The organism is Psychrobacter sp. DWR1-2-3, assembly GCF_049896465.1.
In the GTDB taxonomy this organism is placed as follows: Bacteria; Pseudomonadota; Gammaproteobacteria; order Pseudomonadales; family Moraxellaceae; genus Psychrobacter; species Psychrobacter maritimus.
This window is the reverse complement of record NZ_JAFCUJ010000004.1, coordinates 184,398-199,491: the sequence shown is the minus strand read 5'-3', so window position 1 is coordinate 199,491 and position 15,094 is coordinate 184,398. Positions and strand designations below refer to the sequence as shown.

Here is a 15,094-nt window from a genome sequence, read left to right as displayed (position 1 = left end):
TCTTAAGATATAAGCCACCTCTTATGCTATGTGTCGTTCAATATCAATAACACAGTTCAATATTAATAAAATGAGTAGATATTTATGATTACGGTTGCAGAGCTAATCTCTGAAATACAGCAGCGCATAGAAACTTATAATACCAACGACTATCCGCTACATAAAAGAGACGTCGCAAGTTACGATTTATTAGACAGCCGTAATCATATATTGGCAGAAGATATTGTCTCGCCCTTTGCGATACCAAGGCAAAATCTATCGGCGATGGATGGTTATGCGATTGCTAAAGACAGCATACTCTCAGCAGACGGCACGATTGATATCGTCGGTGAATCACAAGCGGGCAGCCCTTATAATGGTGACATCACAGCAGGACAAGGGGTGCGCATTTTTACTGGTGCGGTCGTTCCTGATAGCTGTGATACGGTCATTATGCAAGAAAACACCAACTTTGCCGCCATAAAAGACAGCATTGATAAATCACAGCCTTATGCCATTACCCTCAGTCAAGACGCTAAACCTGATGACAATATCCGCAAGCAAGGCGAAGAGATTGAAACTGGCGAAGCGGTTTTATTAACAGGTAAGCGCTTAAATCCTGCTGATATCAGCCTACTGGCTAATTTAGGTTTTGATAAAGTGAAGGTATATCAGCCTTTAATCGTTGGGGTACTGGCAACGGGTGATGAACTGGTTGCAATTGGCAATGAGCTGACCAGTTTGGCGCAAATCTATAACTCCAACACCCCTACTTTGAAGAGCTTACTCGCTGATTTGCCCGTCACTATTCGTGATTATGGCATCATTGCTGATGATTTAGATAAAACCACCACTGCTGTAACCCAAGCGATGCAAGAGTGCGACGTCCTTATCTCTACGGCTGGCGTATCGGTCGGCGATTATGACTTTTTAACCACCGTCATTGAGCAGCTAGGGCAAATTAATCATTATAAAGTCGCCATGAAACCCGGTAAACCGTTTGTCTTTGGCGAGCTGACACAAAATCTTGCCAAGCCGGTATTATATTTTGGCTTACCCGGCAATCCGCTATCAACCGTCGTTGGTAGCTTACAATTTGTCATTCCAGCCTTATGGCAGATGGCAGGCGCTGCGCCACAAGAGCGCCCCATGCCGCTCAGCCTAACCGCAACGCTTAAAAATGATATTAAAAAATCAGCCGGACGGATGGATTTCCAAAGAGGAATTGTATCGCAGAATGACGTTGGCGAATTTCATGTTGAGAGCTTTAGCAAGCAACAATCGCACCGTATCAAACAGCTTAGCCACGCCAATTGTTTTATTGTCTTGGCGCAAGATTCTGGCAATATAGCTGCCGGTGAAACCGTAAAAGTGCAGCCCTTCCCTTGGTTGCATAGCTGAATAATAGCTAAACAACAGCTAAATAATTGAATCATTAATAACGGTATAGTTAAAAAGTTGCATGGCTAATCAACGGTATAAAGAGTTACACAGTTAATAACTCTTTATACTGTTGATTAGCCATGAATCATGAGAAACTGCTTAGGGCGTATCTTGATTTTAAAAATCATAACCAATGAGCATCTACTACTTTGGTGGTAGTTTTCAGCTCACTTATGGTGAATGGTTATTTGCTAGCAAGCTGTCATAATCGTATTTAAATGGATTTTCCCACTCACAACCTGAGGCAACGCCTAAAAGTACACACTATACTTAATATTAATGGTAATCATCTATGAACCATCTTGCCCCTACCGTAGGTAATGCGCAATTGTATTCGCCTGCCGCTGCACCCGCTATTTTTGATGGTGACTCATCGAAAACTGCTATCACGTCGACGTATTCTCCGGCCACGCTCTCTCAACCATTAACCGATGGTTTCGCACGACGTCTCACCTATTTGCGTCTATCGATTACTGATTTCTGTAATTTCCGCTGTGAATACTGCCTGCCAGATGGCTATCAAGGTAAACCACCACAAAATGAGCTCAGTGTTACTGAAATTGCTACCTTAGTCCGCGGCTTTGCCCAAGTCGGTACTAAAAAAGTCAGAATTACTGGCGGTGAACCCTCTATACGCCGTGACGTGGTCGACATTATTAAAACCATCAAAAACACCGAAGGCATTAAAACGGTTGCCATGACCAGTAATGGTTATAAGCTTGGTAAGCACTTAGCTAGCTGGCAAGCGGCTGGACTGAATCAGCTGAATATCAGTATGGACAGCTTTGATGCCGCGACCTTCCATAAGATGACTGGCTTTGATATGTTGCCACAATTGCTGGCTGATATGGATACCTTACTGGCAACCACAGATATTAAGCTAAAAATAAACAGTATTTTAATGGCAGAAACTGCCTTTGAAAATCTGATGAATGCCATCGACTATGTCAAAGATAGAGCTGTTACTTATCGCTTTATTGAATTTATGCAGACCAGTGACAACAGCGATTTGTTTTTTGCCCAGCATGCACAGTCCGATATCATTACCAATTATTTAAGCAAACACGGCTGGCAAACCCATATACGTGGTAGCAACGACGGTCCAGCGATAGAATATAGCCATCCAGATTATCAAGGGCGTATCGGACTAATTGCTCCTTATGCTGCCCATTTTTGTGATAGCTGCAATCGTTTGCGGGTAAGTAGTCAAGGCAAGGTACATCTGTGTCTATTCGACCAAGGTAACTACGATATTCGTCAGTATCTCGAAAAAGATGACGTGGCAGGGCTGGTTAATACCCTGCATAGCTTTATGCCGATTAAACCTGAGCATCATCATCTTCATGAATCAAACAGTGGCATGATGAATAACTTGTCGATGATTGGCGGTTGATTTATTAATAATAAAAACTTTTATTTTCACAACAAGCGTATTTATTAAGGAACATCCATGAGTAAGCTGCAAGCCCCCTTTACCCCGCTTAATATCGCTATTTTAACGGTTTCTGACAGTCGCACTATTGCAGAAGATACCTCAGGGCAATATTTGGTTGACCAACTGACCGCAGCAGGACACCAACTTGCCGATCGTCAGCTGATTATTGATGATATTTATAAAATTAGAGCCGTCATCAGTAACTGGATTGCCGACCCAAATGTGCACGCTATTATCACCACTGGTGGTACCGGCTTTTATATTCGCGACAGTATGCCAGAGGCGGTTGGCGTCTTATTTGATAAATCGGTCGATGGTTTTGGTGAAATGTTCCGCTTAATCTCAAAAGATGATATCGGTATGTCGACTATCCAATCTCGCGCCGTAGCTGGCATGGCAAATGGTACGGGTATTTTTTGCTTACCCGGTTCATCAGGTGCTTGCCGCACTGCTTGGGAAGGTATCTTACAAGAGCAGCTCGATAGCCGTACGCGTCCTTGTAATTTTGTGCCGCACTTTATGCGTACCAATCCAGGTCACGATTGATACGTGGTCGATGTTGCAGATAGCTTAACCCAAGCAGATGAATACAATCATTTAGCAGGTATCGTTATTTTGGCAGGCGGCGCATCCAAACGTATGGGGTCGCCAAAAGCTGAGCTTATCTTACCAACAGGTGAGCGTTTGCTTGATTATCATGTCAGACAGGCGCTTGAATTAAGTGCCGCGATGATGAGCAATCTACCTATTATGATTGCCGATAATGGACGTGGCTTTAGCATCAATCCAAATTTGATTAAGAGTTCGAAGTCATCAATTTTTCATATTAGGGATTATCTATCTGCTAACACTTTTTCTAGCAAAAATATATCTGGCAAAAATCTTTTTAATAAAGATGACAAATCGATTGAAACCGGCGGCGCGTTGGTAGCGATTGAATCAGCACTGCAATCATTAAAGAGTTTGGCAAGTTCAAACCAATTAACAAAAGACGCAAGCTGGCAGCAATCTTGGCTGCTGGTCATTAGCTGCGATAGCTTGATTCCTGTCACAGATTTATGGCAAAAACTGCAACCTTATATGACGCAAGCTGCAGACAAATCTGTTATTTGCCTGACCGATGACAGTCATTTATATCCATTGTTAGGTCTATACCGCTTGGATATGGAGCCTGATTTAAAGCGTTATATTGACGATGAGCAGCGGCAAGTAATGAAGTTTATTAAGCCGATTGTGCAGCCTGTAGCTTTCGTGAAAAAGTGGCAGAATTTAACCAATTTCAATACGCCTAAAGATTTTTCCCGTGCTTGTTTAGCCTTAAACAACTTATAAAAAGGTTTATTTAAAGGTTTAGTTAAAGGTTTAGTTAAAGAAAGCAACTTTAAGAAAAACCTGCCATTTAAGAGAAATAAAGAATGAATAGCGATAGTCAAAAAAACAGTAATCAAGCAACCAAGCAGCCAAGCAAGCAAGCAAGCAAGCAATCTGGCTTATCCCATTTAGACAGCGACGGTGATATCACCATGGTTGATGTGAGTGGTAAAACGGCTAGCACCAGAGAAGCACATGCAAGCGGACAAGTGGTTTTTCCTGCAGACATTTATACGCAAATCAAAGCCGCGGACGGTATGACCAAAAAAGGCAGCATCACCCAAACTGCTCATATCGCTGGCATTATGGCAGCCAAACGCACCCATGACCTGATTCCACTTTGCCATCCTCTGCCCTTAGATAAAATCAGCTTAAGCTTTGCATACGATGATGCAAATCATAGCATTGCCGTGACCGCCACGGTTAAAGTTACTCATAAAACTGGGGTAGAAATGGAAGCATTAACCGCCGTTAGCGTCGCCTGCTTGACCATTTATGATATGACCAAAGCCATCTCGCATGACATTGTGATTGATAATATTCATCTCATGAAAAAAACCGGCGGTAAGTCCGATTATCAACATGCTTAAATTGGCTTTATGAATACCATCTACAAAAAGCTTAGTAACGAATAAATAATGGAGATTTCTATGAGCACTTTAGTAGAAAGCAATACAAATTCAGAGATAGATGCCTTGATGAATATTAACGTCTTATATTTTGCTAGCTTAGCCGATGAAGCCAATTGCCATGAAGAAAAAATCAAGGTGCCACAGTCAACATCATTGACCGAATTGTATGAGCAGCTGCGCCAAAAGCATCGCTTTAGTCGCCCGCAGTCGGAGCTACGCGTGGCGGTAAATGATTACTTTGCTAAGTGGACCGATGAGATTTATGACGGCGATAGCGTGGTTTTTATCACCCCAGTGGCTGGTGGTTAATTTAAAATAGCTTTTTATTAACCTACTCACTTATCCTTCTTTATCAATCTACTTTTTATGAGCGCCGTGACTTTACGCGATGCTTCAAAGTTAAAAATCTCCTTATACAATATTGTTAAATAATAGGCAGAAAAAATGACAGACAATGTACATGGGCAGTCGATGAGCATCAAGCGTAGCATCGATGAAGCGTATCTCATCGCTGAACGTGATGGTTTTGCGCTGTTAGATACCGATATTGATGAAAGTCGGCTTAAAAGCACACTTGATGATGACAGCTGCGGCGCGTTTGTATGCTTTGAGGGCCGCGTTCGCAATCATAATAATGCCAGTAGCGTCAATCGTTTGACCTATTATGGCTACGAAGACCTCGCCATCAATCAAGGTCGCGCCATTATTAAAGAGGCCAAAAAGCGCTTTGAGATTACCCATGCGATTGCCATCCATCGTATCGGTGCGCTAGAGATTGGTGATGTCGCCGTTTGGGTTGGCGTCGTCTCAGCGCATCGCTACCCTGCTTTTGATGCTTGCCGCTGGATATTGGATACCATCAAAGCCGATATTCCAGTTTGGAAGCAAGAATATTACCAAGATGATTCCTCTAAGTGGCTTAGCAATAACGGTTAAAAATGCGCTTCAAATAACTGCTCAAGGCGATAGCTAACCTTTAGCAATAACAGTGAGCAATAATGGCGAGCAATAACAGGAAGGTTCCATAATAATGACTAAAATAATAACCATAACCTCAGCTTGCTTAGCATTAATGCTAACTGCTTGTAGCAAAGAGCAAACCACTCAGCCTATCCAATCAGATGCCGACAACACCACTGAGCACAATCAAACGCTGCGTATCGCTGCTGCTGCCAACTTATCTGATGTATTGCCTGAGATTATCGCCGGCTATAAAACGGATAAAAACTTGCCTGCGCAAGAGATTGAGGTGACTTACGCCTCTTCAGGTAAGCTATATGCGCAAATTATTTCTGGCGCACCGTACGATATATTTTTATCTGCCAATCAAGAATTCCCTGCCAAACTTGCCAAAGAGAAATTAGATAATTTAAAGTCTGCTGACAAAACAACTTATCAGCCGTTTACCTATACCCAAGGTCAACTGGCGCTGTATAGCACGACTAAATCTTTACAAGGGCTAAATACTGCTACCTTAAACGAATTATTGACGATGGGTTCTGATAGCAAAATCACCATTGCCAATCCAGAACTTGCCCCTTATGGCCAGTCAGCACAAGCGTATCTACAAGCGCAAAAGATCTTTAACACGCTCACTGAGCAAAATCGTATTATACAAGCTGAAAATATCGGGCAAGCATTTCAATATGCCCATACTGGCAATGTCGATTATGGCTTTGTCGCCCAATCACAGCTAACGGCGATTAAAGCCACGCCTGAGCAGTTTTATACGTTAGCGCCAGAGTCTTACGCAGCTATTTTGCAAGATGGAATAGTGCTTAGTGATGCTACTGCCGCGACAGATTTTTCCAACTATCTGCGCGCGCCTGCTGGACAGCAGTATTTTTCTAAAGCCGGCTATCTTGTGGTTGACCGATAAGGCTTTGTGGATTGACGAATTGATTAATAAATTAAATACATGCGTTTATCGATACACTTGCAAATAAAGTGATTAAGTAGACGGTTAGGATAAATGAAACGGTTAGCATGGACTAAGCCAGTTGATAAGTGACGCTATGATTGCTCAATCTCTGATAGTAGACATGCTAAGCCCCGTTTGGGTAAGTATCAAGCTTGCTGCTATCACCACCTTATGCTTACTGCTGTTCGCTACTCCTGTGGCCTATTGGCTTGCCAAACCCAGCCGTGGGCAAACGGTATCTCGTCTTAAAGTTTTACTGATGGGCATCATTGCCATGCCACTGGTCTTACCGCCTACCGTGATTGGTTTTTATTTATTATTACTGCTAAGCCCCAGCGTTGGTATTGGTAAATGGCTTATCGAGCACAACATCAGCCCCTTGGTTTTTACCTTTGAAGGACTGGTTATCGGCTCCATTATCTACTCCTTACCCTTTTATATTCAGCCAGTTTACGCCCAGTTTTTACGTATTCCAGCAAGCGTCATGGAAGTCGCGCATTTATTAGAACCCAGCCGTCTTAGACGTTTTATAAGGGTCGCCCTACCACAGGCGCGTATTGGAATTATTTTGGGCAGTTTAATCAGCTTTGCTCATACGATTGGCGAGTTTGGCGTCGTGCTTATGATAGGCGGCAGCATCTCAGGTGAGACAAAGGTTGTCTCTATCGCTATCTACGAGCAAGTAGAAGCGCTAAATTATGAGGCGGCACACATGATGTCGGGGATTCTTATCATTATGGGTATTATTATGGTGGCGCTGATTGCTAGTGTTAGCCGGCTTAATCAACGCCCATAGCCATTTAATTAATCAATTAACTCAACTCATCAATTAATAACGAATCAAATTTCTCATGTCAAAAATCAAACTTCTGCATTACTGGTCTTTTTCGCCAAATCCAACTCGGTTGCATAAGCAAATAAAGCTGGCGCACCGCCAGTATGCCAAAATAAAACACTATGGGTTTCTTTGATTTTCCCCGTACGAATCATATCTATGAGCCCGCCCATCGCGCGACCGGTATAAACAGGATCTACCAATATTCCCTCCGTTTGGGCAGTCATGGCAATCGCTTCATTTTCTAATGCACCCACCACGCCATAACCTTCACCAACATAATCTGAGTTAAGAATCAAATCTGACGCGGTAAATTCACAGTCCGCACCGATTAATTTTGCCGTGCTATTAGCAAGCGCCAGTGTATATTGATCGAAAGAGACTTTATCGGTTTCGCCTTTATCAATATTGATGCCCACGATTCGATAAGGTGAGTTAAAGATTTTGTTGCCAAGCATCAAACCTGCCTGCGTGCCGCCAGAGCTCGACGCAAACACGATATGCGTCAAGGAGATGCCCATGCTTTGACGCTGCGACTCTAGCTCTTTAAACGCCTCTACAAAGGCTAACGCACCTCGCTCACTTGAGCCACCGTACGGCACCACGTAGACGTTTTTGCCTTGGTTGGTTAATTGCTCAACGATGCGAGGAATATCTTCGCCTTTGCGATGATTGCCTGCCCAATGGATATGACAACCGAATAGCTTATCTAGCAACAGATTGCCACTTGCCAGCGCTGGCTCTTCGCCGCCCAAGACTAAATGGCATTCCAGCCCTAAGCTTGCCGCCGCCGCTGCCGTCTGACGACAATGGTTTGACTGTATCGCGCCTGCGGTGATAATCGTATCAGCACCTTTCGCAAGCGCATCACCGAGGATAAATTCAAGCTTGCGGGTTTTGTTGCCACCCAATGCCAGTCCCGTATTGTCATCTCTTTTCATATAAATTTTAGGACCGCCCAAGGCGTTACTTAGTCGTTTCAGCTCAATTAGCGGGGTTGGGAAGAAGCCTAATGGCTCTCTAGGTAGGTGGTTATAGTCCATATTTTATTTTATCCCTATTATATTATTTATCTAAAATTTGCATATTGGCACAGCCACAAAAGCAGAGTGAGCTGTGCTGTCTGCTACCTTAAAGCCAGTATAAAACTTAACATGGAAAACAGGCGATATTTCTTATTCGATTAATCATCAATAATAAACAGGATTAACAAAATAATGAGTGGGCTTTTAATGAAAAGTACATAAAAAATCATCAGACACAAAAAAACCTCAAGCAAACTAATACTTGAGGTTGAAACTTTTGTATTAAAACTAAGTTTTAAATATGGCGCAGCGGACGGGACTCGAACCCGCGACCCCCGGCGTGACAGGCCGGTATTCTAACCAACTGAACTACCGCTGCTTAGGTCGTTTTTAGCATCTTGTCCTTATCAATAGGACGCACTCGCTAAAAGAGTGGTGGGTGATGACGGATTCGAACCGCCGACATTCTGCGTGTAAGGCAGACGCTCTACCAACTGAGCTAATCACCCTGAGAAGCATATCAAAAAGCAGTGCTTTTTAGCTTCGCAAAAGAAAATCATTTAAATAAGATTTTCTAAAGCTTTTATTAACTATAGTTGTCACGCTATGGTTAATTTTGAAACGTCTTAATGAGCGTTTCCGACAGCAACTTGCTTTATCAATAAAGCCCCTTGCTGTGGGTGTGTATTATATAGATTTACACATGGCTGTCAAACAGTATTTGCCCTTTTCTTAACTATTTTTGCTGAATTTATCAATTTTACGGGCAAGCCTCTGTTTTCATTGGTTTTATATTTTATACAAAACCAATGATTTTTTCAGCTTATCGGCTATTTCCCTGCTAGCGCTTGCTCAATATCGGACTTAAGCGCTTCAGGCTTGGTGGTTGGCGCATAACGGTCAATGACTTGCCCATCTATACCAATTAAGAACTTAGTAAAGTTCCATTTGATACCGTCTGTCAGCAGCCCGCCCTTTTGATTTTTTAGCCATGCAAAAATCGGATGGGCCTCATCGCCATTGACATCAACCTTAGCCATCATCGGAAAGCTGACACCATAGTTCTTTTGGCAAAACGCACCAATCTCATCGTTAGTGCCGGGGTCTTGAGCGCCGAACTGGTTACAAGGGAAACCAATCACGACCAAGCCTTGGTTTTTATATTGTTGATACAACGCCTCTAACCCTTCAAATTGCGGGGTAAAGCCACATTTACTGGCGGTATTGACGATTAATAGCACCTTACCTTTATAATCAGTAAAGGCTTGCGAGGTGCCGTCCATACGTTCAGCGGTAAAATCGTAAATAGTGCTCATCATTCATCCTTAAATTGATTGTTTTATTGTCTTCAGGTTGATAAGAAATTTGCAGGCTTATAAGAAAAAAGGAAGCACCACGTACTTCCTTCTTATCAGTCTAACTTTGGCTAAAATACTAATTTTAGCCAAACTACGAGCTATATTGACATTTATTCTTCAGTTTTATCCAAATCGATAGATAACGAGTTGATGCAATAGCGCATGCCAGTGGTCTCACGAGGTCCATCAGGGAATACGTGACCCAAATGCGCGCCGCAATTGCTGCACGTGACTTCCGTACGGCGCATGCCTAGCGAGTCGTCGACGTGTTCATCAATGGCGCCATTATCGATACCTTGATCGAAGCTTGGCCAGCCGCAACCGGCATCAAACTTACTGTCCGACTCAAACAAGCTTGCACCGCAGCCTTTACAGCGGTAGATACCTTTATCATTGACGTCGTTATAAACGCCAGTAAATGGACGCTCTGTACCCTTCTCACGCATCACATGATACTCATCGGCACTCAGGCGCTCTTTCCAGTCCGCTTCGGTCAACTGGCTGATTTCTTCTTTGCTTAATTGATTGTCTTGCATCGTTTATCCTTATGGAATATTTGGATGAAATGAGTGGCTATCTCGTTTGTTGTTTGTCATTTTCTCGCAAAACGTTATCGTTCGTTTTTATGAAAATGATAGCCTTTATCTGCTGCTTGCCAGCTGACTATTCAAGGTAGTTATTATAAAGGTGCGCAACTTGCCAGCTGAGAGCTTAAGGTCTTGGGAAAATTATTTAGATAGAGAAGTAAAATATAACAAATTATCTTGCCGCCTAAATGAGTAAAGTTGTAATTTTATTGCATGAGCAGATTACTTATTTACTTACTCTCAATTCATTATTACTGGTTTAATAACTTCTTATTTCACTCACCATTTAGCACCAAATTTGTTTAAAAAAGTCTAAAAGCTAATCATCCAACCTTAAATGCAAGTTATTCTTGCATTGCCTTATAACTTTAAAATTAATTTTATGGATATTCACCTTGATACTTGCATTAGCAGTTACTTTGCAATAATATCTTGCATTAGTACTGGTTTATGGCTAAGTATTCTATTGTCATATTCCATTACAAACGCATTGATTGGTTAATAAAAGGTGTAAATAACGATGGCTGATAGCAAAGAGTTGCAGGCGAACAAAGGCACGCAAGCCGAACGATTGGTACAACTGCGCCGCGATAAAGGCATGACTGCCGAGCAATTGGCGCAAGCGATGACCGCAGCAGGCGCAAAGGTCAGTCGCGGTGCTATTTCTAACTGGGAGCGCGGCACCAATGGCATCGTATCATCGAAGCTGCCGACCTTAGCGCGTATCTTAGGCTGTAGCGAAGGCTATCTATTGCGTGGTGAGCTGCAAAGTGCAGCTAATAGCGATATAGACATCGATAGCAACATTACTAGCAACGCAGATTTAACTCAAAGCATAAATGCTCATAATAAAAATGCAGCCTCTAGCAAGCAAGTTAGCAACGCTCAACCAATGACAAATCAAGCAGCACCACATTCACAAAACAACCCTATGAGTGGTCACTCTATGAACACAATAAAAAAATCCGATAAATTACAAAACGTTTGTTACGATATTCGCGGTCCTCTGCTGCAAACGGCTAATAAAATGGAAGCCGAAGGTAAGCGTATTTTAAAGCTTAATATTGGTAACCCTGCCCCGTTCGGGCTTGAAGCACCGCATGAGATTTTGCGTGACGTGGCGATGAATCTGCCAGAAGCGACGGGATATTCAGACTCACAAGGGATTTTTGCGGCCCGTAAAGCGGTCTTGCAATATTATCAATCAAAAGGCCTGCTATCTGCTGTCGATGTGCGTGATGTGTATTTGGGTAATGGCGTCTCTGAGCTGATTGTTATGACCATGCAAGCGCTCATGAATGATGGCGATGAAGTCCTGGTGCCAATGCCTGATTACCCGCTTTGGACGGCAGCCGCCAACTTAGCAGGCGGTACAGCCGTGCATTATCGCTGTAATGAAGACGACAATTGGCATCCTGATATCGAGGACATCAAATCTAAAATCACTTCTAAAACCAAAGGCATCGTGGTTATTAATCCCAATAACCCAACGGGTGCACTGTATAGCGATGAATTGCTGCTGCAGATTATCGAGGTCGCAAAAGAGCACGATTTAATCATCATGGCCGATGAGATTTATGACCGTATTCTCTATGATGATATGGAACATACACCGATGAGCACCTTGACCGATGATGTGCTTGTGCTGTCTTACAACGGTCTATCAAAGTCGCATCGTATCGCAGGTTTCCGCGCTGGTTGGATGATGGTTTCTGGTAAAAAACACCACGCTGCTGACTTTATTGAAGGTTTGGATATGCTGGCGTCTATGCGCCTATGTTCAAACGTCCAAGGGCAATATGCCATTCAAACCGCGATGGGCGGTTACCAAAGCATGAAGGATTTGACCTCTAAAAAAGGCCGTCTCTATAAGCAGCGTGAAATGGCGGTCTCACGCTTAAACGCCATTAAAGGGATTTCTTGCACCATGCCGCAAGGGGCGTTTTATTGCTTTCCAAAGATGGATCCTGCCGTCTACCCTATCGAAGATGATATGGCGTTTATGATGGATTTATTGGTGGAAGAAAACGTCTTACTGGTACAAGGTACCGGCTTTAACTGGGATGCACCCGACCATTTCCGCTTGGTATTTTTGCCCAATCTGCACGATTTAGAAGATGCCATGGATCGCTTAGAGCGCTTCTTTGCCAAAAAACGTAAACAGTTTGGCACCGAATAGAACTTAGTTTTATTAAATTAACTCTCATTTTAATATAAAAAAACGCTTATCGGCATGATGCTGATAAGCGTTTTTTATGCTGTTAAATAAAGTAGTAAAGTCTCACCGTTAAAAGCTTGTTAAAAACTCATACGGCTTTAATTTAAAAAGCTACCTTAATAACGCTACTTTAAGAACAATACTCTAAAAACATGCCTTTAAAAATATGGCTTTAAAAGTGTCATTTAAAAAACTTTGTCTTAAAAAATATTACTTAAGAAAATATAGCTGATAGCTGACATTGAAGCGGCGGCAGGAAGGGTAATTATCCATGCCAAACCAATAGGCTTCATCAGTGCCCAGTTGGTGTCTCTATTGACGATACCGATGCCAAGTACCGCACCAACTAAGGTATGCGTACTCGATACCGGTAGCCCCATGGTCGACGCGCCCATTACCACAGCAGCAGCAGCCAATTCCGCTGAGAAGCCAGAAGCGGGATGCATTTTTGCCAGATTGGTACCGACGGTTTGAATGACTTCTTTACCGATAAACCAAAGACCAACGATTAGCGCCACACCAAAGGTTAGCATAACTGCAGGTGGTACTGCCGCTTCAGTAGCAATGCTATTGGTACGGATAACGTCCATAATCGCGGCAAAAGGACCGACGGCGTTGGCGATATCGTTTGAGCCGTGACTAAAGGCAAAGGCTGATGCGGTAAAGACTTGCATCCAGCTAAACATAATAAATGTCGCTTTGGTCAAATCTTCCTTATGCTTACCGCGGATACTCTTGGTATAGATATAGGTCGCAAGCCAAACCAGCGCTGCAATCATGCCCATGATTAAAAAGCCTTGCAGCGTCGTCATGCCATTATTGACATTCTTTAAGCCTTTAAATATAACCAAAGAGGCCATGACCGCGCCGCCAGCAGCCGCAATAATAGGTACCCATTGCTTCAATGCTTTTAGCGTATCGAGGTTGCTGCGCTCGTTTTCAATTTCATAAAGCTGTTTGTAATAATCGGTTTCTAAATCTTCAACGTCGCAATCATCATCTTTATAGATTTCCTGATCACGTAACATCGCTGAGGTATAAGCCAGTTGTTCTGATTCGGTCAGACCATCCAGATACTCTTTGTGATTTTGCTTTAAGGTCTTTTTATCGCCTTTTAGCGTCGCAATGTGTGCTTCTGTTCTATCATTATACTCAATGATATTTTTCTTAATTTGGCCATATAACAGGTAGGAGAAGACGCCGCCGAGTAATGGTGATATGACCCAAGAGATAGCAATCGTTCCAATCGTGCCCCAATTTACCGTAGATAACGCCATTTCGGTGCCACCTAACGAGATACCTAATACAATGGAGCTACCAACCACGCCGCCGATAATGGCGTGAGTGGTTGACACTGGCAGACCTTTTTTGGTCGCAAATAACAACCAAAATGCAGCAGCGATAAGCGCTGAGAGCATGACATAAATAAACTGGTTGGGCGTGACCGATAGACCATCTAGGTCGACAATGCCGCTACGGATGGTATCCGTCACCTCACCGCCTGCCAATACCGCGCCCGACACCTCAAATATCGCTGCGATACCCAAGGCTTGCGGAATGGTCAACGTCCCCGCACCCACTGAGGTACCAAAGGAGTTCGCGACGTCATTACCACCGATATTGAATGCCATAAACACACCAAAAGCCGTCGCTACGATAAATAGCGTCGTCTGCTGATGCATAGTGTAATCTAGACCCCACCATAAAAAGTAAGCGGTCATCGCAATCAGTAAAATGGCAAAAAATAGATTGATTCTCATAGAACCGACTGCTTTGGTTGGTCCTGTAGAACTGCTGCTAATACCCATACGTTGATACGTCCTGCGTAAGCTGATTGAAATTATATGTGATTGATGACATTGCGGCGCTATGAATGGTGTTGTTTTCACCACCCAATATTATGATAGCGTGTACGCAACGTGTTTTTGAAATACTGTTTTTTGAACTTGTTTATTGAAGTACTTTTTAAACCACTGCTTTGAAAATTGGTCTAAACAACTAGCCTGCAATACCTTATTGATCCATTACCCAGACGATTTCGTCTGTTTACCATTATTTTCTACTCATACCTAGCATTAATATCTAGCTTAGTTTGCTTGTGATAAAAATATCAGGTAAAAAAACCATCACACAAAATGCCATAAAGCCGCAAGTAGTATTGCCAAATCGTCCGATTACAGCAGCTTGCGGCTTAGGTTTTTATAGTGATAGCGTTGGTTATGACAAATATATGAGTAATGATTAAAGCATTTATATGACAAATACAGTATCCGACTGCTGAGCTATTTTG

Annotated in this window: 15 protein-coding genes and 2 tRNA genes; 11 read left to right on the top strand and 6 right to left on the bottom strand. The window is 42.8% G+C overall.

The genetic code is table 11. The features are described 5' to 3' along the window. Positions 1-84 precede the first annotated feature (84 nt). The 9 genes from glp to modB all read left to right on the top strand — a co-directional run bounded on the left by glp (position 85) and on the right by modB (position 7,577). Entirely contained in the window at positions 85-1,380 is a 1,296-nt protein-coding gene (gene glp / locus ACP7AA_RS09450) for a gephyrin-like molybdotransferase Glp (RefSeq protein ID WP_426223397.1), read from the top strand. Positions 1,381-1,714: 334 nt separating this feature from the next. Beyond that, positions 1,715-2,815, top strand: a complete 1,101-nt coding sequence (gene moaA, locus ACP7AA_RS09445) for a GTP 3',8-cyclase MoaA (RefSeq protein ID WP_426223396.1) — start codon at positions 1,715-1,717, stop codon at positions 2,813-2,815. A 57-nt stretch (positions 2,816-2,872) separates the two neighbouring features. Then, complete coding sequence (moaB, locus tag ACP7AA_RS09440) at positions 2,873-3,403, top strand: molybdenum cofactor biosynthesis protein B (protein ID WP_087814488.1); 531 nt, start codon at positions 2,873-2,875, stop codon at positions 3,401-3,403. A gap of 3 nt (positions 3,404-3,406) precedes the next feature. Beyond that, the gene (gene mobA / locus ACP7AA_RS09435) at positions 3,407-4,189 is read left to right on the top strand and encodes a molybdenum cofactor guanylyltransferase (protein WP_426223395.1); all 783 of its coding nucleotides are present in this window, start codon (positions 3,407-3,409) and stop codon (positions 4,187-4,189) included. Positions 4,190-4,272: 83 nt separating this feature from the next. Continuing rightward, a complete protein-coding gene (moaC, locus tag ACP7AA_RS09430) occupies positions 4,273-4,818 on the top strand; it encodes a cyclic pyranopterin monophosphate synthase MoaC (RefSeq protein ID WP_426223394.1) in 546 nt (181 codons plus the stop codon). A 60-nt stretch (positions 4,819-4,878) separates the two neighbouring features. Further along, entirely contained in the window at positions 4,879-5,169 is a 291-nt protein-coding gene (locus tag ACP7AA_RS09425; protein WP_055125092.1) for a MoaD/ThiS family protein, read from the top strand. Between the two features lie 135 nt (positions 5,170-5,304). After that, positions 5,305-5,796, top strand: coding sequence for a molybdenum cofactor biosynthesis protein MoaE (locus tag ACP7AA_RS09420; protein WP_201628832.1), 492 nt, complete (start codon positions 5,305-5,307; stop codon positions 5,794-5,796). A 94-nt stretch (positions 5,797-5,890) separates the two neighbouring features. Further along, complete coding sequence (gene modA / locus ACP7AA_RS09415) at positions 5,891-6,739, top strand: molybdate ABC transporter substrate-binding protein (RefSeq protein WP_426223393.1); 849 nt, start codon at positions 5,891-5,893, stop codon at positions 6,737-6,739. 136 nt (positions 6,740-6,875) lie between these two features. Next, complete coding sequence (gene modB, locus ACP7AA_RS09410) at positions 6,876-7,577, top strand: molybdate ABC transporter permease subunit (protein WP_201562850.1); 702 nt, start codon at positions 6,876-6,878, stop codon at positions 7,575-7,577. Positions 7,578-7,642: 65 nt separating this feature from the next. On the opposite strand, the gene ACP7AA_RS09405 is transcribed toward modB, so the two are convergent. The 5 genes from ACP7AA_RS09405 to msrB all read right to left on the bottom strand — a co-directional run bounded on the left by ACP7AA_RS09405 (position 7,643) and on the right by msrB (position 10,535). Beyond that, positions 7,643-8,659 carry a D-cysteine desulfhydrase family protein gene (locus ACP7AA_RS09405; protein ID WP_426223392.1) on the bottom strand — a complete coding sequence of 339 codons (1,017 nt, stop codon included), beginning with the start codon at positions 8,657-8,659 and terminating at the stop codon, positions 7,643-7,645. 284 nt (positions 8,660-8,943) lie between these two features. Continuing rightward, positions 8,944-9,020 (bottom strand) — tRNA-Asp (locus tag ACP7AA_RS09400). 54 nt (positions 9,021-9,074) lie between these two features. Then, positions 9,075-9,150, bottom strand: a tRNA-Val gene (locus ACP7AA_RS09395). A 321-nt stretch (positions 9,151-9,471) separates the two neighbouring features. Next, a complete protein-coding gene (locus ACP7AA_RS09390; protein ID WP_298906541.1) occupies positions 9,472-9,957 on the bottom strand; it encodes a glutathione peroxidase in 486 nt (161 codons plus the stop codon). Positions 9,958-10,109: 152 nt separating this feature from the next. Then, positions 10,110-10,535, bottom strand: a complete 426-nt coding sequence (msrB, locus tag ACP7AA_RS09385) for a peptide-methionine (R)-S-oxide reductase MsrB (protein WP_201562918.1) — start codon at positions 10,533-10,535, stop codon at positions 10,110-10,112. Between the two features lie 571 nt (positions 10,536-11,106). Between msrB and ACP7AA_RS09380 the strand changes: the two genes are divergently transcribed. Next, entirely contained in the window at positions 11,107-12,765 is a 1,659-nt protein-coding gene (locus tag ACP7AA_RS09380) for an aminotransferase class I/II-fold pyridoxal phosphate-dependent enzyme (protein WP_426223391.1), read from the top strand. Positions 12,766-13,004: 239 nt separating this feature from the next. On the opposite strand, the gene ACP7AA_RS09375 is transcribed toward ACP7AA_RS09380, so the two are convergent. Further along, positions 13,005-14,612, bottom strand: coding sequence for an inorganic phosphate transporter (locus tag ACP7AA_RS09375; RefSeq protein WP_201562921.1), 1,608 nt, complete (start codon positions 14,610-14,612; stop codon positions 13,005-13,007). 290 nt (positions 14,613-14,902) lie between these two features. Here ACP7AA_RS09375 and ACP7AA_RS09370 point away from each other — a divergent pair, with 290 nt between their 5' ends. Then, the gene (locus ACP7AA_RS09370; RefSeq protein ID WP_426223390.1) at positions 14,903-15,049 is read left to right on the top strand and encodes a hypothetical protein; all 147 of its coding nucleotides are present in this window, start codon (positions 14,903-14,905) and stop codon (positions 15,047-15,049) included. The last annotated feature ends 45 nt before the right edge of the window (positions 15,050-15,094 follow it).

Coding starts and splice junctions, on each gene's coding strand:
- ACP7AA_RS09390 (WP_298906541.1), bottom strand. CDS start 9,957: ATGAGCACTATTTACGATTTTACCGCTGAACGTATGGACGGCACCTCG.
- ACP7AA_RS09375 (WP_201562921.1), bottom strand. CDS start 14,612: ATGGGTATTAGCAGCAGTTCTACAGGACCAACCAAAGCAGTCGGTTCT.
- ACP7AA_RS09380 (WP_426223391.1), top strand. CDS start 11,107: ATGGCTGATAGCAAAGAGTTGCAGGCGAACAAAGGCACGCAAGCCGAA.
- ACP7AA_RS09425 (WP_055125092.1), top strand. CDS start 4,879: ATGAGCACTTTAGTAGAAAGCAATACAAATTCAGAGATAGATGCCTTG.
- modB (WP_201562850.1), top strand. CDS start 6,876: ATGATTGCTCAATCTCTGATAGTAGACATGCTAAGCCCCGTTTGGGTA.
- modA (WP_426223393.1), top strand. CDS start 5,891: ATGACTAAAATAATAACCATAACCTCAGCTTGCTTAGCATTAATGCTA.
- moaA (WP_426223396.1), top strand. CDS start 1,715: ATGAACCATCTTGCCCCTACCGTAGGTAATGCGCAATTGTATTCGCCT.
- moaC (WP_426223394.1), top strand. CDS start 4,273: ATGAATAGCGATAGTCAAAAAAACAGTAATCAAGCAACCAAGCAGCCA.
- glp (WP_426223397.1), top strand. CDS start 85: ATGATTACGGTTGCAGAGCTAATCTCTGAAATACAGCAGCGCATAGAA.
- msrB (WP_201562918.1), bottom strand. CDS start 10,535: ATGCAAGACAATCAATTAAGCAAAGAAGAAATCAGCCAGTTGACCGAA.
- ACP7AA_RS09420 (WP_201628832.1), top strand. CDS start 5,305: ATGACAGACAATGTACATGGGCAGTCGATGAGCATCAAGCGTAGCATC.
- moaB (WP_087814488.1), top strand. CDS start 2,873: ATGAGTAAGCTGCAAGCCCCCTTTACCCCGCTTAATATCGCTATTTTA.
- ACP7AA_RS09405 (WP_426223392.1), bottom strand. CDS start 8,659: ATGGACTATAACCACCTACCTAGAGAGCCATTAGGCTTCTTCCCAACC.